This window comes from Williamsia deligens (genome assembly GCF_024171765.1).
Taxonomy (GTDB): Bacteria; Actinomycetota; Actinomycetes; order Mycobacteriales; family Mycobacteriaceae; genus Williamsia_A; species Williamsia_A deligens.
In genome coordinates, this window is sequence record NZ_JAMTCI010000004.1 from 113,052 (window position 1) to 133,614 (window position 20,563).

Below are 20,563 nucleotides of genomic sequence, written 5' to 3' on the forward strand. Positions count from 1 at the left end.
CCGGGACGACACGCATCCGGACCCTGGTCGTGGTGATGGTGATGACGCTCGGCGCGGCCGGGTGCGGAGCCCGCGTGCAGGACGCCCCCGCCGCGTCGGAGTCCGCGAGTCCGGTCACCGTCAGCAACTGCCGTGCGCCGCTCACGATCCCGACCACACCCACCCGAGCTGTCACCAACGACACCGGCATCACGGAGATGCTGTTCGCCCTCGGTCTCACCGACCGCATGGCCGGGTACACGACCTACGAGGGCAAGGAGCGCGACATCGCGTCGTCGCCGTGGCGCGACGACTTCGCGCGGGTCCGTTCGTTGGGCACCGCGTTCACCCGCGAGACGATCCAGGCCGCTGACCCCGACTTCGTCTTCGCCGGGTGGAACTACGGGTTCAAGGAGTCGACGGGCGTGACGCCCGACTGGATCCGGAGCATCGGCGCGACGCCGTATCAGCTCACCGAGGCGTGTCGCCAACCCGGTTCGACACGACGGGGCATCGTGCGTCCCCTCGAGGCGCTGTACGACGACCTGACCAATCTCGGCTCGGTGTTCGGTGTACGCGACCGGGCCGCGGAGCTCGTGCGCGGCTACCGCGCCGAGGTCGCCCGCGCATCGGCGCAGGCGCCCGCGTCGGATCGCCGGGCGAGGGTGTTCGTCTTCGACAGCGCCGACCCGTCACCGTTCACGGCCGGGGGAACCGCAGGGCCCGACGACATCATCGAGAAGGCCGGCGGCAGCAACATCTTCCACGGACTCGACGACTCGTGGACCACGGTGTCGTGGGAAGCCGCGGCACGCGCAGATCCACAGGTGATCGTCATCGTCGACTACGGAGCGGGCGCCGGGAACACCGCGCAGGCCAAGATCGACGCGTTGCGCGCACAGCCGCTCATGGCGGGCACCACCGCTGTCCGTGAGGGCAACTACGTCGTGTATCCCTACGCCGCCCTGGTCGAGAGTCCGCGCAACCCGGCGACGGTCACCGCACTCGCCGCGTACCTGCGCGGCAAGGGGTTCTGATCACCGGTGTCGGGGGCTCCAACCGAGAGCGGGACCGAGTCGCGTGGCCAGGTCCTCGATGATCTGCGCGTAGTCGGCCTCGTCGAACGAGAACGGCAGCGCGAAGGCGACCTCGTCGGCGCCCTGGAACCCGGCGTGTGACCACAAGGTCTCGGCGAGCTCGTCGGACGTGCCGACGAGGTCCGGGGCGAACAGCATCCGGCGGGGTCCCTGGGGTTCGCGTGTCCGTGGGAGGCGGGTGTCGGCGTACTCGCGGTACTTGCGCACCTGGTCGGGCGTGGCCGAATCGGTCGGGATCACCACCAGCCCCTGCGACACCCGCGCGCGCTGCGGGGCGGGGTGGTGGGCGCGATAGGCGGCGATCTGCTCGCCCTGGATGGTCGCGAAGTCCGTGGAGTCACTGCCCTCGGTGGTGACGACCGACGAGGTCAGGTAGTTCAGCCCCTGCTCACCCGCCCAGATCGCCGACGACAACCCACCGCCGTACCAGACCCGGTCGGCCAGCCCCGGGGCGTGCGGTTGCACTCGGCGCGAGAAGTTCTCGATGCCCACGGTGCCCTCGAAGTCCGAGGCGGGCTCGCCGCGCAGGCACCGCATCAGGCGCAGTACCCGTTCCTTGGAGAAGTCCTCGACATCGTGCGTGTCGGGGTACAGCGTGTGCTTGTAGTCGTCGTAGCGCATCGGGGTGCCCACGGACACACCGGGATTGACCCGACCGTCCGACAGGAGGTCGACGGTGGCGAGGTCCTCGGCGAGGCGCATCGGGTTCTCGAGCCCGAGGGGGATGACCGCGGTGCCCAGTTCGATGCGGCTGGTCCTCATCGCGGCCGCCGCCATGATCGCCACCGGCGACGAGATCCCGTACTGCAGGTGCCGGCATCGCAGCCAGACGCTGTCGAACCCGAGCTGTTCGGCCCGCTCGATGGTCCGGATGGTCTCGAGGTGCCCCTCCCGCGGATCGTCGCCGTCGAACCGTCCGATGGTCAGGAAGCCCAGCTTCCGTAGTGGCTGTCCTGCGACCGGCATGGTCGGCACTCCTCCCCGCCGTCAGGTCGACGGCGACACCCTCCCGGCCACCTCGGCCCAGAACGCCATGATCGCACCGGCCGTCGCGACGGGCTGTTCGAGTGCGGGGATCACGCGCGCGCCGCCGATAGTGACCACCCGGGCGTCGTGCATCACATCGGCGGCACCCTGCGCCTGCACGCCGGTCCACTCACCTCGGTCGTCGGTGGCGACCAGCAACGTCGGACAGGCGATCTGCCGCGCAGCGGGGAGCAGATCGGTCCGGTTCAGGATGGCGGTGCGGACCGCGGTGATCATCGAGCGGCCGGACCTCCTGAGCGAGTCGTCGAGCAGAGCGACTGCTTCCGGGTCGCTCCGCCGGGTGTGATCGGTGAACAAGGTCTCGATGATCGCCGAGCGCACGGGCCCCCGAGGTCCGATCAGCCGGTAGAGCGGGAGCAGCAGGCGCACCCTGGCCCGCAGTGCCGGCGGGACCGGGAAGGTCGGGGCACTGATCGCGACGAGGCTGCGGAGGAGATCCGGCCTGGTCGCGGCGAGGTCCATGCCGACGTGGCCACCCCAGGCCGTCCCCACCCAGTCGACACGGTCGGCGCCCGACCGTTGTCGGACCGCCTCGACGACCGCCCCTGCCGCGCGGGCGCATGCCGCGATGTCCGCCGCGTCGCGCAGGGGCTCACTGTCACCCGACGAGGGCGCGTCGACGAGGACCAGATCCCGCCCGACCAGGTGAGGGACAAGGCGACCCCAGCTGGCGGAATCGACGAACATGCTGTGCCAGAGCACGACCGGCACACCCGAATCCCCGCTCCTCTCCCGCGTCTCGATGTGGAGACGGCCGAGCTCGGTGTCGACGAACGAACTGGACATGGCATCTCCTCGGCGGGGGTCTCGCCGATATTGACATTACACAGAGTCTACCCAATTCTGTCTAGACTCGAGACGTGGCACGCGAGTACACGTCGACGGTCCGCGCCGAGCGCGCGGAGGCGACCAGGCGCCGGCTGGTGACGACGGCGACCGAGATGTTCTGTGCGCGTGGTTGGTCAGCGACGACCATGGCCGACGTCGCCACCGCCGCGGGGATCGCGCGGCAGACGGTCTATCAGCAGTTCGCCGGCAAGCTCGATCTCCTCGACGCGTGCATCGACCTCGCACTGACCGCAGGGCAGGGCGGCGCCGTGCGTGCTCTCGACGACTATCGCGCGATGGGCCACGGGACTCTTGACGCACGCATCACCGCAGGGTCGTCTTGGCTGCGGGGTGCGCACGAGCGCTCGGCGCGCATCCAGAACGTGCTCGATCAGGCCGCGGTCACCGACGCCGAGGCGGCAGCCCGGCTGCGAGTGCGTGAGCAGAATCGATGGGAGGAGGTGCGTCACGCGGTCTCGCTCATCCTGTCCTCGACACCGGACGACGAGCTGGTGGACGCCCTGTGGGTTCTCGCGTCGCGCCGCACCTACCTGATGCTCGTCGACGGGCGCGGATGGACCTCCGCGCGTTGGCAGGAGTGGTTCGCCGTGCAGACGGGGCACGCGATCACCGACGACTAGGTCAGCGTCCGAACCCGGCGTCGCGCAGCGCCTGTGCCATCGAGCCGCTCTGCGACGACGAGTCCTGACGGGGCCGATCCCCCCGACGGGGTCCCCGCGGGGTGCCGGGCTTGGTCCCCTTCTTGCCGGCTGCGGCATCCGGCCGCCGAGGCCCCGACGACGCTCGCCCCCCACCGGTGGGCTTCGTCGCGCCGACCTCGTCGTTCAGTCGCAGGGTCAACGCGATCCGTTGCCGGTCCACGTCGACCTCGAGGATCTTGACGCGCACGACCTGTCCGGAGCGGACCACCTCATGGGGGTCGGACACATAGCGATCGGACATCGCCGAGACGTGGACGAGCCCGTCCTGATGGACCCCGACGTCGACGAACGCGCCGAACGCCGCGACGTTGGTGACGACGCCCTCGAGCACCATCCCGGGCCGGAGGTCGCCGACCTTCTCGACCCCGGCGGCGAAGGTGGCGGTCTCGAACGCCGGTCGGGGGTCCCGGCCGGGCTTCTCCAGCTCGGACAGGATGTCGGTCACCGTCGGGACGCCGAAACGCTCGTCGGCGAAATCGGCCGGACGCAGACCTCGCAGTGCACCGGTGTTACCGATCAGCTCAGCCAGCGTCCCGCCGGCGCGATCGAGGATCCGGCGGACCACCGGGTACGCCTCGGGATGCACACCCGACGCGTCGAGGGGGTCCGCACCGTCGCTGATCCGCAGGAAGCCCGCGCACTGCTCGAACGCCTTGGGACCCAACCGCGGGACGTCGAGCAGGTCGGAGCGACTGCTGAAGCGACCGCGGGCGTCGCGGTGGCCCACGATGGCCTCGGCCAGCGTCGGCGTCACGCCCGAGACCCGCGACAGCAGCGGGACCGAGGCGGTGTTGAGGTCGACCCCGACGGCGTTCACCGCATCCTCGACCACCGCATCGAGACTGCGCGCCAACGTGATCGGGTTCACATCGTGCTGGTACTGCCCGACGCCGATGGACTTGGGGTCGATCTTCACCAGCTCCGCGAGCGGGTCCTGCAACCGACGGGCGATCGACACCGCCCCGCGCAGCGACACATCCAGGTCGGGCAGTTCGCGACTCGCGTACTCCGACGCCGAGTACACCGACGCCCCGGCCTCGCTCACCACGGCCTTCGCCGGCGCGGTGGCGCCGGACGCACGGATGTCGGAGACGAGTTCGGCAGCGAGCGCGTCGGTCTCCCGGGAGGCCGTGCCGTTCCCGATCGCGATGAGGTCGACGCCGTGCCGGGCGACGAGCGCGCCGAGCGTCGCCTTGGCGGTGTCCCACTGCTTCTGCGGCTGATGCGGGAAGACGGCACAGGTGTCGAGCACCTTGCCGGTCCCGTCGACGACGGCCACCTTCACACCGGTGCGGAAGCCGGGGTCGAGCCCGAGGGTTGCGCGGTTGCCCGCGGGCGCCGCGAGCAGCAGGTCTTTCAGGTTGGTGGCGAAGACGGCGACGGCGTCCTCCTCGGCGCGCCGGCGCAGACGCAGCCGGGCGTCGGTCTCCGCGCCGATGGTCAGTTTGATCTTCCACGCCCATCGCACGGAACCCGCGAGCCATGGTGTCGCGGGTCCCGGGTGGGAGAGGTCGACGCCGAGCGATCGCGCGACCATCGCCAGATATGGCTCGTCGTCACCGCCGTCGAACGTCAGCGAGAGCACGTCCTCCTTCTCGCCGCGCAGCACGGCGAGCACCCGGTGCGACGGCATCGACGCGAGCGGCTCGGAGAAGTCGAAGTAGTCCCGGAACTTCTGTGCCGCCGGGGTCGCGGCGACCTGCTCGGACCGTGTGGCGGTCCGGACGAGACCCTCGGCCCAGAACCGTTCGCGGACGGCCCCGACGAGGTCGGCATCCTCCGCGGCACGTCCGACGACGATGTGGCGCGCGCCCTCGAGTGCTGATGCCGCGTCCGCGACACCGTCGGTGACGTACTCGGCCGCGACCACCTCGGGTCGCAGAGAGGGGTCGGCGAGGAGTCGGAGCGCGAGGGGCTCGAGGCCCGCCTCGCCGGCGATCTGCGCCTTCGTCCGGCGCTTGGGCTTGTACGGCAGGTAGATGTCCTCGACGCGGGACTTGGTGTCCGCGGCGAGGAGCGCCGCCCGCAGCGTGTCGGTCAGCTTGCCCTGGTCGTCGATCGAGGCGATGACCGCCGCCCGGCGTTCGTCGAGTTCACGCAGGTAGCCGAGCCGCTCCTCGAGCGCCCGCAGCTCTGCGTCGTCGAGGCTGCCCGTGACCTCCTTGCGGTAGCGGGCCACGAACGGGACCGTGTTGCCTTCGTCGAGCAGTCGCACCGCGGCGGCGACCTGGCTGTCGCGGACCGACAGCTCGGCGGCGATGCGGGCGGTCACCGACGGGAGGGTGGTGCCGGCGTCGGTCACGGTCACGGTTCTGGTGGAGGGGCTCGCAGTCACCCGCGGGACCCTACCGACGGGCTCGGTCACTCCCCGGCAGGCGCGTCGGCGTCCCCGGGCCGCGGGACGTGGGTCTCCCACCGTTCCCGGCGTTCGTCCGGCGACTGCTCCCACCACGGGGTGCCGCGCTCCCCGAGCGCCACCTTGGCCGCCTGGACACCGGCGCGCGCGGCACGCGATCCGTCGGTGTCACGCACCGCGCGCCGCCACGCCATCAGGATCGACCGGAGCTCCGCGTTGCGGTCCTCGGGGATCGCCGGATCGGTGGCGCGCCACTTGCGGCCCTTGACGACGATGTGGTGGCCGTCGGCGGTCCGTTCGGGTTCGGTCATCGCGGCGACCGGGCCCCGACGAGTGGTAATTCGTCACAGAACGCCTGTCCCACGTTGACTGTGACATCGCGGAACGGCACCCTCGCACAGTGCCCCGTACTGCATCGTGTGGTGCGGCTCACGATGATCCACGGTACCGACCCTGTCCCCGACCCTGGACCTCACGCCATGACGACGCAGACAACCGAGACCATGACCTCAGCTGACGACGAGAACGCGCCCATCGCCGCACATGTCGACGCCGCAGACGGCGTCTTCGCCCGGCTCCCGCATGTCTCACCGCTGTCGGAGGCCAAGCGCATGGGCGTCACCGCGTTCCAGGTCGCCCGCGGTGGCGCCGAGTTCGCCGTCGGCATCCGGCCGGGCAAGCCCCTCGCCCCGCTCGCCGCCCGCCAGGTGCGCGATGTCTTCGAGCGCCTCGGCCCCACCTACGTCAAGCTCGGACAGCTGATCGCGTCGAGCCCGGGTGTGTTCACCCCGGTGCTCTCCCGCGAGTTCGAGTCCCTGCTCGACCGCGTGGCACCGGCCCCCGGTGATGCGATCGAGGCCGTGCTCACCCGGGAACTCGGTGCCCCGCCGTCGCAGGTGTTCGCCGAGTTCGACACGACGCCGATCGCTTCGGCCTCGATCGCCCAGGTCCACACCGCGACCCTGCACTCCGGAGAGCGCGTCGTGGTGAAGGTACAGCGCCCCGGCATCGCACCCCGACTGGCCGCCGACGTGCAGATCCTGGAACACCTCGCCCGCCTCGCGGAGCTGTCCGAGTACGGCCGGATGTTGTCGGCGCGCGACGTCGTCGACGACTTCGCCGCCGGACTGGACGCGGAGGTCGACTTCCGCAACGAGGCCGCCGCGATGGAGGACTTCGTGGCCGGTCTGGCCGGCACCGATCTCGCCGATCGCGTGCGTGTCCCCCGCGTCCACCGCGAGTTCACCACCGCTGCCGTCCTCACGATGGAATACGTCGACGCGGTCCGGATCGACGACGTCAAGGCCGTCCGCAAGGCGGGTCACGACGGCACTGCCCTCGTCCGCACACTCCTGCTGTCGTTCCTCGAGTCCGCGTTCCACGGTGGCGTGTTCCACGGCGACCTCCACGCCGGCAACGTCCTCGTCGACGCAGACGGCCGTCTCGTCCTCCTCGACTTCGGCATCGTCGGTCGCTTCGACCTGAGGACCCGACGCATCATGCGCCGCCTCGTGGGCGACTTGTTCCTCCGCAACGACTACGAGTCGGCCGGCCGCGCGCTGTTCACCCTCGGTGCGGTGAAGAAGCCGGGCGGTACGCGCGACGGGGCGAAGGACATGCGCCGCTTCGTCGCCCCCACCGCCGGCAAGGGGTTGGGCAGCATGTCGTACACCGACCTCGGCAAACAGCTGGCCGACCTGGCCCGCGCCTATGATCTCCGTCTCCCCCGTGAGCTCGTACTCGTGGGCAAGCAGCTGCTGTACGTGGAGAAGTACATGAAGCTCCTGGCCCCGAACTGGCGGGCGCTCACCGATCGTGAGCTGTTCACGTTCATGTCGGCGATGCTCACCGAGGACACCACACCGCGCTGACCGGTTCGCCGGGATCTGGATGATGGAGGCGGCGGCAACCCGGCCGTCATCGACCACAGGAGGTCGCCCGCGTGACCGCGCTGACGATCGCAGCCACCGACGACCATGGGTTCACCGGCATCACCGGGTTCGCCGCAGACGTGTTGGAACGTTTCGGGAGCGTGGGGATCGGCTTCCTCGTCTTCCTGGAGACCGTGTTCCCGCCCATCCCCAGTGAGGTGATCCTCCCGTTCGCCGGGTACCTCAGCCACACCGGCGCGCTGTCGCTCGCGGGCCTCGTCCTCTGGAGCACCGTCGGCGCGTGGGTGGGCGCCGTGGTGCTGTACGTCCTGGGACGCTTCGTCGGGCTGGACCGCACCGTCGACGCCGCGGTGTGGACGCGGGTGGTGAGTCGGCGTGACGCCGAGCGCGGCGCCGACTGGTTCCGTCGCTTCGGCACCTGGTCGGTGTTCCTCGGCCGGATGATCCCCGGTGTGCGGTCGATCATCTCGCTGCCCGCCGGTGCCGCCGCGATGAACCTGCTGGTGTTCAGCGCCCTGACGCTCGTCGGGTCGTTCCTCTGGAACGGGTTGTTGCTCGGCGCCGGTGCGGCTCTGGGGACCCAACACGAGCGCTTCCACGACTATCTCGGCTACTTCGACTACGTCGTGTACGCAGTCATCGCCGCCGCGGTCGCGACGCTGATCGTGCGCAGGCGACGCCATCAGCGTGAGGACGCCGCAGCGGATGCGGTGGTATCGACCGACATCTGAGCACCCGCGCACCGACGACAGACAGCCCCCGGCGTGATGCCGGGGGCCGTCTGCTGTGCTGCGGTGGGTGTTACGCGGCCGCGTCGGCCTTGGTGACCGGAGCGGTGGTGGCGCTGCCACCCGTCGTCGTGTCCTTCGCCGTGGTGCCGGTCGACGGGGTGCCGGTCGACGTGGTGTCGGTCGACGTCGGCTCGGTTGCGGTCGACGTGCTCGGCGACGACGACTCCGGGGTGGACGAACCCGCGGAGGATCCCGTCGACGACGACGGGGTCGTCGTGGACGGGGCGCTCGACGTCGACGGTGCGGTCGACGTGATCGAACCACCGGTGGTGGTCGACGTGCTCGGCGGCGTCGAGGTCTCGGTCGCCGGCGGCGTCGTCCCCGTCGATGTCGTGCCGGTCGCCGTCGAACCCGTCGCGGACGTGCCGGTGGACGACGCAGCGGTCTCCTGCTGCGTTGCCGACGCCGACCCGATGGCGACCTTCGACGGCACGGTCACCGACGACGTGCCGTCCGCGGCCTGGACCAGCGAGACCTGCGTCGCGAGAGTGGTGTTCGCCGCGTTCGCGGTGGACGACGGACCCGAGATCCCCGCCGCTGCCGCGGCGTTCGTCTTGGCCTGCGCGGCCTTGAGCGCCGCCTCGATCTCGGCCGCGTCCTGCGGGGCGGTCTGCGACCACGAGTAGAAGTCGTGGCTGCCGAAGTTGTAGTGGAAGCGCACCGGGATGCCCTGCGCGACGGCCTGCGCGTTGAGGATCATGGTCGAGACCAGGGAGCCCATCTCGATGGCCACACCGGTCGCGATGGTGACCGGCAGCGTGATGATGCCGGCGATGCCCTGCGAGGCGGCGAGAGCGAGGACCGTCTTCAGCGGCGGGACACCGTTGCCGACCGAGATGATGATGGTCTGGCCGTTGGCCTTGGCCTCGGCGATGCGCTTGCTGACGTCGTTCGCGGCCCAGGTGTTCCCGGGCTGGCCGGGGGTGCCCCACATGCCGGTGCCGCCGTTGGTGATGCCCGTGTAGGTGCTCTGGATGTACGGGATCGCCTGGTAGCCACCGGCATTGTCGGTCTGGTAGAAGCCCGAGAACGACCGGGCCACCGCGAACACCGTCGGGTTGTTCAGTGCGGCGATGATCGCGGGTCCACCGGTCATCGACACGCCGACGATGGCGTTGTTGTTCTTCTGGACGTCGAAGTTCGTCTTCAGGTAGTCCGGCAGCTCCTCACCGAGGAACTTGTCCCACTGAGGGCCCTTCGTGGTCACACCGTTCTGGACCTTGTCGCCCTGCCAGTCGGTGCCCCACTCACCCGCGCCACCGGCGGGGAGCACGAGGTTGACTCCCTTGCTGAACGCCTCCACCTCGCCCACATCCGGGTTGGCCCAGGTGTTCCGCTCGTTGGTGGCGCCGATGCCGTCGAGGAAGTAGACGCCCTGCTCGGTGCCGCCCGCCTCCTGGTCGGAGGCACGGATCTGGATGTTCACGTCGCGCCCGAGCGCGTTGGAGTAGTAGGTGCAGGTCTGGATGGCCCGCGACTCGTCGGAGGTGCTCGCCCACTTGCAGCCGTCGCGGAGCTGCGTCGGGTTCACCGCGAGCGCGGGGCCGGCGACGCCGAACGCGACAGCAGCCGCGGTCACGCCCGACGTGGCGAGCAGCATCCGCGCGCGCCGCTTCGACGAACTCGTCGTGGACGCCTGCGTGCTGTCGTCCGTCGTGATGTCGGCGCGATGGCGCCCATGATTGTTCCCCACCGGAAAACCTTCCCCCAAGAAAAAATGTGACCCGACCCACGGAGAACATACATCGAGCGACGACGAAGAGTCGACTAGTGATCGACAAACACGCCCGTTCGGACTACACGGGCCTCGATCAAGCACCTCGCACTCTGCTGATCGAGCCGGTACACCGGAAGAATGCCCGAGCTACCCGAGGTCGAGAACGCGCGTCAGGTCGTCGAGAAAGCACTGGCACGCACCATTGTCGACATCGACGACGGCGACGAATACGAATGCCGCCCCCATCGTCCCGGCGAGATCAGGGACGCCCTCGTCGGCGGGCGGCTGACCGAGGCCCATCGTCGCGGCAAGGCGATGTGGTGCGAGACCGAGACCGCCGACGGCTCCGCCGGACCGACACTGGGCATCCACCTCGGGATGGGCGGACGGGTCATCGTGACCGCTCCCGAGGGCGAGGACTCGTCGGACTACGGCGGAGGCAACGCGCGAATCGGCGTGCGCGCGAAGGACAAACCCGAGTGGACGCGCTTCTCGATGACGTTCGACGACGGCGGTCAGTTGCGACTGTTCGACAAGCGACGGCTCGGGCGGGTGCGCCTCGAACCCGACATCGACGCCCTCGGACCGGACGCGGCCGAGATCACGCGCGACGAGTTCCGCAGCATGATTTCTGCGAGCAGGGCGCCACTCAAGGCGCGACTGCTCGACCAGAACGCGATAGCGGGTATCGGCAATCTGTTGGCCGACGAGGTTCTGTGGCAGACGAGTCTGTCGCCGTCACGACGATCGAATTCTTTGTCCGTCGACGATGTCGATGAACTTCGTCGAGTTTTACGAAAGTGCACAAGATTCGCTATTCGAAAGGGCGGAGTGCACACCGGAGAAATCATCCCGTTCCGCAATGCGGATTCGCACTGCCCCCGGTGCGGAGCCCCGATGAAGCGCGGAACCGTCGGCGGGCGGACCACCTGGTGGTGCTCCGCGGAGCAGTCCTAGTTCCCGAGAAGAATCAGGCGCCGAGCTCGCTCGCGCGGGTGTCGAAGAGGGCCGCGATCGTCTCGAGCTGATCGTCGTGCGGCGGGTCGGCCACCTGATGGGCCTCGTAGATCTCCGCGCGTGTGCCGATCACGATCGCCGAGGGATCGTCGTCGAGGTTCTTGCCCGAGATCACCTGGACACGTCCCTGCTCGAGGATGAGTTGCGGGTCGGCGAGGTCGCTCTCGACCAGGGCCCGGATGTCGTCTGCGGTCACCACGACGGGTGTGTACCCGCCGATGTCGCGCCGCAAACGCGGGGAACCGACCCAGAACGACGAATCGGCGACCACCGACGGTCGGCCGATGAACAATGAGCCATCGATCGCGCGGGCGAAGGGACCACTGTGGACGATCTGCGCCCGCCGTCGACCGGGGTGAACGACTCCCCGGCCGCGTACGGATACACCCCCGAGCTCCGTCGGACCCTCGGCTCGTTCCAGGTGTTCGCCGTCTCGTTCGCCTTCATCTCGGTCGCTGTCGGCATCTTCGCGACCTACGACAACCTGCTCACCAGCGGTGGCCCGGTGGGCATCTGGACGTGGCCCGTGGCGTTCGCGGGACAGCTTCTCGTCGCACTCGTGGTCGCCCAGTTCGCGGCTCGGATCCCGCTGAGTGGCTCGTCCTACCAGTGGGCGTCACGCCTGGCGAACCCGCGCATCGGCTGGATCTTCGGCTGGCTCACCTTCTGCTACCTCATCACCGGGCTGATGGCCATCGACAACGCGATGGCCAGTCAATGCCTGATGCCGTTGCTCGGCATCGCGCCCGACGAGACGACCGCCCGCGTCCTCACCGTCGTGATCCTGCTCGTCCAGGCGGGTCTCGCGATCGGTTCGACGCGGATCGTCGGGATGGTCAACTCCGTGGCGGTCGGGGTGGAGGTCGCGATCGTCGTCGTGTTGGTCGTCGGGCTGCTCGTCGCGGTCGCGGTCACCGGGGACGGGTCGGTCGGCAACCTCACCTCCCGCGGAGTGACCGCGGGGTCCGGTGACTACTGGGCGTTCGGCGGCGGGATCATGGCGACGATTATCGTCGGCCTCGCCACCCTGGTCGGGTTCGACTCCGCCGCGAACATGGCCGAGGAGGCGCGGACACCGCACCGGACGGTGCCTCGGGCGATCGTCGGTTCCGTTGTGGCGGCGGGCATCCTGGGGATGCTGTTCCTCATCGCGTTGACCGTCGCGATCGACGACGTCGACCGGGTGAGCAAATCGGGGTCCCCTGTCGCCGACATCCTGCGCACGCAACTGGGGTCACCGATGGAACGCATCCTGCTCGTGTGCGTCGCGGTCGCCTTCTTCGGTGGCGGCCTGGTGACCATGACGTCCTGTGCGCGCATGGTGTTCGCGATGTCGCGCGACGGCCGCTTCCCCGGGCATCGCGTGCTGCGGCGGGTGAACGCGACGACGAAGACGCCGATCGGGGCGACGGTGCTCCCCCTGACCATCGGCGTGATCACCATGATCGTCCTGCCGGGCGACGCGCTGATCGAGTTGATCACGGCCGGAACGCTGTTCCCGGCGATCACCTACGGCTTCATCGTGGTGCTGTACCTCGCGGTGCGAAAGCGCCTGAGCCACACCGAGGGTGCGTTCAGCCTCGGTCGCTTCGACACGGCCGTGGCTGTGCTGGCCCTGGTGTGGACGATCGCGGCCGTCGTCATCCTGGTGGCGCCGGGAACCACGACCTCCACGGTCATCGTGGTCGGGTTGATCGCGCTCGGCGCCCTGTACCTGGCCTCGATGCTCGTGTTCCGCCGCTCCGCCCTCGCCGCTCAGCCGCCGGCGGCGACAGGGTCCTGAGCGGCCTGCACCATCGACCAGTACTCCTGCTCGCGCGGCGTCAGGTCGGGGTCGGCGACGGCGCCGAACGCCGCGGCGTCCCGCGCGAACCGCGCGGCCGCGTCGGGGAGTGCATCGGGGCCGTCGAGACGGAAACAGCTGGGCGCCAACGGGCCGAACAGCAGCGCGCGGCGCAGCTCCGGCCAGTCCTCGACGTCCGGCTCGACGCCGGCGGCGCGCGCGAAGGTCACCGCGGCGAGGTTCATCCGGGTCTTCTGCGACTGCCCGCGTCGGGATCGGTACGCGGTCACCGACTCCCGGAGTTCGGTGTCGGCGGGCATCGGGATCGTCCCACCCCACGCGTAGGCGACCCATCGCGCCTGCAGTTCCAGCGGCACGAAATAGCCACCGGACTGATCCCACATCCCGACCAGCGCGAGCCCGGGGAGGTCCGGATGGAAGGTGTGCCGGTCGGCGTCGATGTGGGCGGCGTCGATGTCGAGCACAGCACGCACCTCATCGCTCAGACACGGGAGGCTGACCTCGAACCCGGTACCGAACAGGATCGCGTCGACCTGTTCGCGGCTGCCGTCGTCGAAGGTCACCTCGTCGCCGGTCACGGACCGCATCCACGGGCGCACCGCGATCCGCCCCTCGGCCACGAGCGGGAGGTAGGTCTGGTTCAGGGTGACGCCGGCGCGGAACAGGGACGGGTCGGCCGCGGGTGCGCCGTACTGCTCGGGGCTGCCACCGGCCTCCACGACGATCTCCCGGAGTTGCCGGTCGATCTCGGCGGGCGGGAGGACTGCGTTCGCGAGCGCACCGAAGCGCGTGAAGATCCGGTGGTCCGACGGGACGCCGGCGGCGAACTTCGGCAGGACGTACCGCTGGCGCCGTTGGGTCAGCACCACCCGGGATGCGCCGGTGTGGGCGAGTTCGGCCGCGATCTCGAGGGCACTGACGGCACATCCCGCGACGAGCACCCGCTTGCCCGTGTACTCGCCCGCGCCGCGGTACTCGAAGGTCGACGACGCACCGCCGTCGCCGGTGAACGACGCGAGGCCGGGGACCGGCGGGATGACCGGCGCCCGGAACCGTCCGGTCGCGATGACGACTCGGTCGAACATCTCCACGCCGCCGGAGTGCTCGACCCGCCACGCGCCGTCCTCACGGTCGACGAGGTCGATCCGCGTGTGAAGCCGAATGCGGTCGGTCAGATCGAACGCCTTCGCATACCGGTGCAGGTAGGCGAGGACGTCGCGATTGGACGGGAAGACGACGTCGCTCTCGTGATCGAGGTCGCTGAACGACGTCAGGATGCGGCTGGTGTTGGTGTGCATCGCCGGCCAGACGCCGCTCGTCCCGGACCTGCCCGCCCATTGACCGCCGAGGGTCGGACCCGACTCGAAGATCGTGACGTCGAACCCCTGCGACAGCAGCCAGCGGGCGCTGACCAGGCCTCCCGGGCCCGCACCGATGACTGCGACCCTCTCGTCCATCGACGAACTGTGGCACATCACGCCCGCCGTCGGGCCTGAACCCGACGAGCGCTGTCGTCCTCCGAACCTCGGGACCCGTCGCGTCGTCAGGCGTCGACCACGGCCCGCGGCGGGCGGACGCGCATACGGACCGCGATCACCCCGCCGCAGACGACGAGCGCCATGCCCGCGTAGGTCATCAGCGACGGCGGGTGATCCCAGACGAGCCAGTCGAACAGGGCCGCGAACACGATCACCGAGTAGATGCAGGGACCGACCTTCTCGGCCGGCGCGTACCGGTAGGCGACGACGATCAGCGCCTGCGACGCGATCTGGGCGACGCCCAGCGCGATCAACCACGGCCACGCTCGGGCGGGTGGGGCCTCGAGGTCGACGAGCGCGAACGGGATCGCCAGCAGCGTCGAGAGCAGGAAGTAGTAGAAGAGCACCCGGGCGATGGGCTCGGTGGCGCCCAACCACCGCACCGACATCATCGCGACAGCGAGCATGAGCGCGGCGATCAGCGCGGACAGTTCGCCGACGCCGAAACCCGCGCTCTGCGGCTGCAGGACGAGGAGTACGCCGACGAAGCCGACGGTCGCCCCGATCCACGTCGGGCGCGAGACCCGTTGTCGCGTCAAGGCCCACGCGATGAACGGCATCCACAGCGGTGCGCTGTAGGTGAGCAGTGTGGCGTTCGCGAGTGGGATCTGGGTGATGGCGTAGAAGAGCCCGTACCAGCAGGCGGTGCCGGTCGCGGCACGCAGCAGGTGCAGGCTGATCCGGTGGGTGCGCACGAACGGCAGGCCACCGCGGACGGCCATCGGCACGAGGACCAGCAGACCGACGAAGTTCTGACACAGCAGCAGGACCCCGGTCGAGGTGTACTGCCCGGACACCTTCGCCAGCGCGCCGACGGTCGCGACGCAGAAGAACGCTGCTGTCGTCAGAGCTGCTCCCAGCGGCAGGTTCTCGGGGCGGCGGCCCGCCGCGGCACCCGTCACGGCTCCACGGCGTGGGTCGCAACGGTTGCGGCGCCGGCGTCGACCCGGGCCGTCTCCCGTTCGAGGATCCCGTTCACGACGCCGGGAGCGACGAGATCGAGTGCGCGCAGCGCCAGTGCCTTGCGGGGTGCGATCCGGATCGGCCGGTGGCGGGCGGCGCGCACCATCCACGCGGCCGCCTCGTCGGCGGTGAGCGCGGCCAGCCCGTCGTAGGCGCGGGTCGGAGCGATCATCGGGGTGGCCACCAGCGGGTAGTAGATCGTCGTCGCATGCACCCCTGACGCTCCCCACTCGGTGTCGATCACGCGACTGACGGCACTCAGCGCCGCCTTGGACGCGTTGTACGGGGCGAACTTCGGCGACGCCTCCGGCAGGACGCGCCACGTCGCGACGTTGATGATGTGTCCGTCGCCGCGGTCGAGCATCCCGGGCGCCACGCCGCGGATGAGCCGGAGCGGGGCCAGATAGTTCAGGGCGGTGATCCGCTCGACGTCGTGCCACCGGTCGAGGGAGTCGATCAGCGGCCGCCGGATGGATCGGGCCGCGTTGTTGATGAGGATGTCCACGCGGCCGACCTGCTCGACGAGCGCGTCGATCTGCTCGAGGTCGGCGAGGTCGGCGGACATCGCGACGGCATCACCCCCGGATGCGGTGATGCGACCGACGACCTCGCCGAGTCGGCGCTCATCGCGCGCCACGGCGATCACGGTCGCACCCTCGCCTGCCAGTCTGACCGCGGCCGAAGCGCCGATCCCCGAGGACGCCCCGGTCAGCAGGATCCGTTTCCCGCGGAGGTCGACCGTCGTCCGGCCGGATCGGATGTGGGGCAACGGGCGCATCCCGGCAAGTCGGAGCTGCCGACGGATGCGCGCGGAGGTCACAGTGGCAGGCCGACCGGGGTGCACGGGGCCTGCACACCGGTGTCGATCCGCTCGAGGGTCCGGGACATCTCGGCGGGCGAGACGCTGCCGTGGTCTCCTGCGTACGGGTTGTCGAGGAAGAAGACGAGCAGCAGGCCGGCGGTGACGAGCGCGGAGACGCAGGCGATCGGCAGGGCCTGGATCAGCTTGTGTTCGCGCGGATCCGCCTGCACCACCATGTATGTCAGCGTCACGCCGGCACCGACCCCGAGGGCGATCCACAGTGGCGCGGGCAGCGTGGGTGACGCCTCCGCGAGACGTTCGCGACGGCCGTCCCGGCGTTGCGCCTCCTGGTCGAGCCACTGGCTGAACGCGGCTTCCTGCTTCGCATCGGTCGGTGACGTCGATGCGAAGTCGCTGTTGAGGCGGTCGACCCAGGCCTCGGTGCGTCCGCTGACGCGGTCGTCGCGCATCGCCGGCCACTCGTCGTGCACGACGGATCGGCCGTAACAGATCAGGTCACCACGCAACCGGTCGCCGGCGGGTTCGGGAAGGATCTTCGCGACCGAGTTCATCTCGGTCACGGCCACGCCCTCGATGCTGGAGCCCTCGCGTGCCCGCTGGAAACTCTGCAGCGCGAACAGGATCACGAACGCGAGCATGACCGCGAACATCGTCCCGATGAGGGTCAGGGAGCCGGCGCTGCGGGTGAGGTCGGTGAACCAGCCACCCTCCGGGGCTCGGGTCCGGACGATCAGTTTCGCGGTGACCGCGGTGATGACGACAGCGAGGATGATGAACGGGATCAGCCAGACCAGCACGTGTGGACTCTAGATGGGCGACCCCGACACCGAACGCCCAACGCGCAGAATCGACGTCAGTACGTCGTCAGCAGCTTCCCCCGCCGTCCCCACCGCCGGATCCGCCGTCGCCGGAGCCGCACGAACCACTGTCGAACCCACCCGAGTTGTGGCCGTCGAATCCACCGACACCGAGGAAGCCGATGGAACTGCCGTTGATGCCCGGGTGCGACGACCTTCGGAAGACGGGTGTGATCCCGGCTCGTCCGGTGCGAGGAGCCCTCTCCCCCGGCTTGATCCGGTCATCGTTCTTCGCCACGAGCGCGACACCGATCGCCACGAGGCCGAGGATCGCGAACCCGGTCACCATGGTCTGCCTCCTCCAGCAACGCCGTACGGATGTCTCGTCGGGTACGCCATCATCATGCCCAGGTGACGACAGCGCAAGCGTCAGGACGGTGGCGTGAGCCGGTAGACCAGTCCCGCGACGTCGTCGGTGACGTAGAGCGATCCGTCCGGGCCGGGGACGGCGTCCACGCTTCTCCCCCACCGGGACCCGTCGGCGTCCTGGAACCCGGTCGCGACCAGTCGGAGCGGGCCGAGCGATCGCGTCGCGTCGGTCCACGGCGTGTAGGCGACGTAGGGCTCACGCGGCGGTTCCCGGTTCCAGGAGCCGTGCGCGGTGACGAGCGCACCGTCGGCCAGTGTGGTGGGAAGCCGTGAGCCGCGGGTGAAGACGAACCCGACGGGGGCGCTGTGCGCCGGCAGGCCGAGCATCGTGGTGCCGATCCGCGAGCAGTCCAGAGCTTTGCCGTCGGCGTTGAACTCCGGGTCGTTCACGTAACCCAGATCGAGCATGTCCGGCTTGCCGCGGGAGTCCGGCACACACAACGGCCACCCCATGTCGGTGCCGGGGGTGATGCGCGAGACCTGGTCGTTCGGGTGGTCGTTGACGTACGACCGGACCGTGGTGCCGAATCGCCCGCCGTCGTGGAACGGATAGGGCTGGTTGTCGTCCTCGTTGATCGCGGTGAACACGGTGCCGTCGGGTGCGACCGACAGACCCTCGCCGTTGCGCACTCCGACCGCGAGCGTCGTGGTGCCGGAGCCGTCGATCCCGGTCTGCGCGATGGTCGCCCGTACCGGGGTCGCGGTGCGGTCGGCGACGCTGCGGTTCGCCGACGATCCGACGTTGTAGACGATCCGGTCGCCGTCGACGGCCACCATCTTGCTGCCGTGACCGCCGGTGGGGAGGTCGTCGACGACCACGCGGCGATCCGAGAGGGCGCCGTCGGCGTAGGTCCACGTGGTGATGCGCGAGTCCTCGCCGACCACGAGGACGTCGCGGCCGGCCTGTCGGGTCATGGCCACGCCCTGCGGACTCTGCAGTCCCCCGGCCAGCTGCGCCACCCGCGGGCCCTCGCCCCCACGTCCCGGGGTGACGATGGCCAGGGTTCCGGCCTTGCCAGTCGAGACGATCAGCCGACCGTCCGGAGTCCACACCGCCATCCGCGCATCGGGCACGTCCGCCCACACCTGTGCGGTCCACCCCTTCGGGATGTTCAACGACTTCCCCGACGCCGCTCCTGCGTCGACTCCCGTCGCGGCGGTCAGCGTGGTCCTGACCAGCTGATCAGCGCCGAGACCGGCCGGCAGGGTCGATGCTGTCGGCGCCGTCGTCGTCCCGCTACCCGACGAGCAGGCGACGAGACCGGCACACACCGCCGCCATGAGCGACGCGAACCTGACATGACATCCACGGATCACTCCCTCGACGGTAGGTCGGGATCCGGGCCACGGCCAGGATGGTGAGCCACCCCGTGCTCCGGGGCGTTCGTCAACGTTTTCGTTCGCCACGACGCCAACGCAATCTTCCGGGCTCGGCGGGTGTTCATCGTGATGAACACACGATGAGGAGATCGCCATGAGCACGACCATCACGACAGGCGGCAACGCCGCGGTCAACGACTTCGCTGCCGAGTGGGAGAAGTGGCACGACGCCCGCGAACAGGCGCTCGGCGCACCCGGCGGGTGGTTGTCGATCAACCGTCTGGAGTGGCTCGACACCGAGCCTGGTCGGTTCGGCGGTCTGCCAGGCTCCTGGTGGTACGAGGGTTCGGTTGCGCACCTCGCGCCGGGTGATGGCGAGACCTTCTCGCCGCGCGACTTCGACCTGCACCCCACGGGTCCGGGCGAGGTCATCGAGGTGGACGGGCATCACATCGAGATCGCACGTCGCGGCGACGGCTACCTGATCCGCGTCCACGATGACTCCGCTCCCACTTTTCGTGACTTCCGTGGCGTTCCCGCCTATCCCGCCGATCCGGCGTGGGTGATCGACGCTCGATTCGAGCCGTTCCCCGAGCCCGAGTCCGTCACCGTCGGTGCGGTCGCAGAAGGCCTTGCGCACGTGTACGTCTCGCCAGGGGTGTTGGTCATCGAGCGTGACGGCACCGAACACCGCCTGACTGCGTTCAACGGCAAGGACGGCGGTCTGAGCGTCCTGTTCACCGACGAGACGTCGGGCGTGACCACCTACGCCGCCAACCGGACTCTCGCGGTCGAGGCATCCGACGACATTGTCCGCAACGGTGGCGGGGTGGTCCTCGACTTCAACCGGGCGGTCAATCTGCCCTGCGCCTTCATCGATTTCGCGACCTGCCCGCTCCCCCCGGCCGGCAACCACCTGCCCTTCGCCGTCGAGGCGGGCGAGAAGACGCCATACGGACGCGGGTGACATCAGCCCGGTCGTGGTTACCCTTCGATCCATGCGGTCCAATCGCCCAGAGGTGATCACGGTTCGGATGGACCGTGAGTCGGTTGCGATGGGCGATGACGTCGAGAGCCACGAGGAGTTCTGGGACTACCCGCCCGGCGCTACGATCGACGACCTTCTGACCGACGTCGCCTCGAGCTTCGTGGCGAGTGTCGCCGGCGATGTCGGTTGGGCTGTGCGTCTGATGAACGGCAGGATGACGTCCACCGAGACCCTCGGTCTCATCTATTGCACCCACGTGGGTGGCGCCACCACCATCTGCACACCCTCACGTGTCGCTGTGCCGCTGTCGACCCTGGCATCACCGATCGGCATCGACGTGTACGTCGCGTACCTCCCCGGCGCTCGACCGCATGCATTGGCAGACATGAACCGATCTCGGTCGCGCGACAGCAGGCGGCTCGACCGACGCCTCACTCGCCACGGCGCTCCCGATG

Annotated in this window: 19 protein-coding genes; 7 read left to right on the top strand and 12 right to left on the bottom strand. The window is 69.6% G+C overall.

Annotation, left to right across the window (positions count from 1 at the left end; all coding sequences use genetic code 11):
• Positions 1-35: 35 nt before the first annotated feature.
• Positions 36-1,016: an ABC transporter substrate-binding protein gene (locus tag LX14_RS19365; RefSeq protein WP_253649059.1), complete on the top strand. Its 981-nt coding sequence runs from the start codon at positions 36-38 to the stop codon at positions 1,014-1,016.
• Here the strand turns inward: LX14_RS19365 and LX14_RS19370 are convergent, their stop codons facing one another.
• Both LX14_RS19370 and LX14_RS19375 read right to left on the bottom strand, forming a co-directional pair.
• Positions 1,017-2,042 (bottom strand): LLM class flavin-dependent oxidoreductase, encoded by a 1,026-nt coding sequence (locus tag LX14_RS19370; protein WP_253649017.1) that lies wholly within the window; start codon positions 2,040-2,042, stop codon positions 1,017-1,019. It lies immediately after the preceding gene.
• Between the two features lie 21 nt (positions 2,043-2,063).
• Entirely contained in the window at positions 2,064-2,909 is an 846-nt protein-coding gene (locus LX14_RS19375) for an alpha/beta fold hydrolase (RefSeq protein ID WP_253649018.1), read from the bottom strand.
• A 74-nt stretch (positions 2,910-2,983) separates the two neighbouring features.
• On the opposite strand from LX14_RS19375, the gene LX14_RS19380 reads away from it, so the two are divergent.
• Positions 2,984-3,592 (top strand): TetR/AcrR family transcriptional regulator, encoded by a 609-nt coding sequence (locus LX14_RS19380; RefSeq protein ID WP_253649019.1) that lies wholly within the window; start codon positions 2,984-2,986, stop codon positions 3,590-3,592.
• Position 3,593: 1 nt separating this feature from the next.
• Here the strand turns inward: LX14_RS19380 and LX14_RS19385 are convergent, their stop codons facing one another.
• Both LX14_RS19385 and LX14_RS19390 read right to left on the bottom strand, forming a co-directional pair.
• Positions 3,594-6,008 carry a Tex family protein gene (locus tag LX14_RS19385; protein ID WP_372505464.1) on the bottom strand — a complete coding sequence of 805 codons (2,415 nt, stop codon included), beginning with the start codon at positions 6,006-6,008 and terminating at the stop codon, positions 3,594-3,596.
• Positions 6,009-6,034: 26 nt separating this feature from the next.
• Positions 6,035-6,340: a hypothetical protein gene (locus LX14_RS19390; protein ID WP_253649020.1), complete on the bottom strand. Its 306-nt coding sequence runs from the start codon at positions 6,338-6,340 to the stop codon at positions 6,035-6,037.
• A gap of 192 nt (positions 6,341-6,532) precedes the next feature.
• Here LX14_RS19390 and LX14_RS19395 point away from each other — a divergent pair, with 192 nt between their 5' ends.
• Together LX14_RS19395 and LX14_RS19400 are read left to right on the top strand one after the other, a co-directional pair.
• Positions 6,533-7,900, top strand: a complete 1,368-nt coding sequence (locus tag LX14_RS19395) for an ABC1 kinase family protein (RefSeq protein ID WP_253649021.1) — start codon at positions 6,533-6,535, stop codon at positions 7,898-7,900.
• Between the two features lie 71 nt (positions 7,901-7,971).
• On the top strand, positions 7,972-8,652 hold the full coding sequence (locus LX14_RS19400; RefSeq protein WP_253649022.1) for a DedA family protein: 681 nt from the start codon (positions 7,972-7,974) through the stop codon (positions 8,650-8,652).
• 70 nt (positions 8,653-8,722) lie between these two features.
• Here the strand turns inward: LX14_RS19400 and LX14_RS19405 are convergent, their stop codons facing one another.
• Complete coding sequence (locus tag LX14_RS19405) at positions 8,723-10,405, bottom strand: alpha/beta hydrolase (protein ID WP_253649023.1); 1,683 nt, start codon at positions 10,403-10,405, stop codon at positions 8,723-8,725.
• A gap of 162 nt (positions 10,406-10,567) precedes the next feature.
• Here LX14_RS19405 and LX14_RS19410 point away from each other — a divergent pair, with 162 nt between their 5' ends.
• Positions 10,568-11,386: an Fpg/Nei family DNA glycosylase gene (locus LX14_RS19410; protein WP_253649024.1), complete on the top strand. Its 819-nt coding sequence runs from the start codon at positions 10,568-10,570 to the stop codon at positions 11,384-11,386.
• A 13-nt stretch (positions 11,387-11,399) separates the two neighbouring features.
• Here the strand turns inward: LX14_RS19410 and LX14_RS19415 are convergent, their stop codons facing one another.
• Positions 11,400-11,645 carry a hypothetical protein gene (locus LX14_RS19415; protein WP_253649025.1) on the bottom strand — a complete coding sequence of 82 codons (246 nt, stop codon included), beginning with the start codon at positions 11,643-11,645 and terminating at the stop codon, positions 11,400-11,402.
• 126 nt (positions 11,646-11,771) lie between these two features.
• Between LX14_RS19415 and LX14_RS19420 the strand changes: the two genes are divergently transcribed.
• Positions 11,772-13,229 carry an amino acid permease gene (locus LX14_RS19420; RefSeq protein WP_253649026.1) on the top strand — a complete coding sequence of 486 codons (1,458 nt, stop codon included), beginning with the start codon at positions 11,772-11,774 and terminating at the stop codon, positions 13,227-13,229.
• On the opposite strand, the gene LX14_RS19425 is transcribed toward LX14_RS19420, so the two are convergent.
• The 6 genes from LX14_RS19425 to LX14_RS19450 form a co-directional block, all read right to left on the bottom strand.
• Entirely contained in the window at positions 13,202-14,707 is a 1,506-nt protein-coding gene (locus LX14_RS19425) for a flavin-containing monooxygenase (protein ID WP_253649027.1), read from the bottom strand. The genes LX14_RS19420 and LX14_RS19425 overlap by 28 nt on opposite strands.
• 86 nt (positions 14,708-14,793) lie before the next feature.
• Positions 14,794-15,690 carry a DMT family transporter gene (locus LX14_RS19430; RefSeq protein WP_253649028.1) on the bottom strand — a complete coding sequence of 299 codons (897 nt, stop codon included), beginning with the start codon at positions 15,688-15,690 and terminating at the stop codon, positions 14,794-14,796.
• Positions 15,687-16,571, bottom strand: a complete 885-nt coding sequence (locus LX14_RS19435) for an SDR family oxidoreductase (RefSeq protein ID WP_308214141.1) — start codon at positions 16,569-16,571, stop codon at positions 15,687-15,689. Before LX14_RS19435 ends, LX14_RS19430 begins: the two co-directional genes overlap by 4 nt.
• The gene (locus LX14_RS19440) at positions 16,568-17,371 is read right to left on the bottom strand and encodes a bestrophin-like domain (protein WP_253649029.1); all 804 of its coding nucleotides are present in this window, start codon (positions 17,369-17,371) and stop codon (positions 16,568-16,570) included. The genes LX14_RS19435 and LX14_RS19440 overlap by 4 nt, the downstream gene beginning before the upstream one ends.
• A 67-nt stretch (positions 17,372-17,438) precedes the next feature.
• Entirely contained in the window at positions 17,439-17,720 is a 282-nt protein-coding gene (locus LX14_RS19445) for a hypothetical protein (protein ID WP_253649030.1), read from the bottom strand.
• Positions 17,721-17,800: 80 nt separating this feature from the next.
• Positions 17,801-19,081: a PQQ-dependent sugar dehydrogenase gene (locus LX14_RS19450; protein WP_253649031.1), complete on the bottom strand. Its 1,281-nt coding sequence runs from the start codon at positions 19,079-19,081 to the stop codon at positions 17,801-17,803.
• 193 nt (positions 19,082-19,274) lie between these two features.
• On the opposite strand from LX14_RS19450, the gene LX14_RS19455 reads away from it, so the two are divergent.
• Positions 19,275-20,087, top strand: coding sequence for a DUF1684 domain-containing protein (locus LX14_RS19455; RefSeq protein WP_253649032.1), 813 nt, complete (start codon positions 19,275-19,277; stop codon positions 20,085-20,087).
• Positions 20,088-20,563 lie beyond the last annotated feature (476 nt).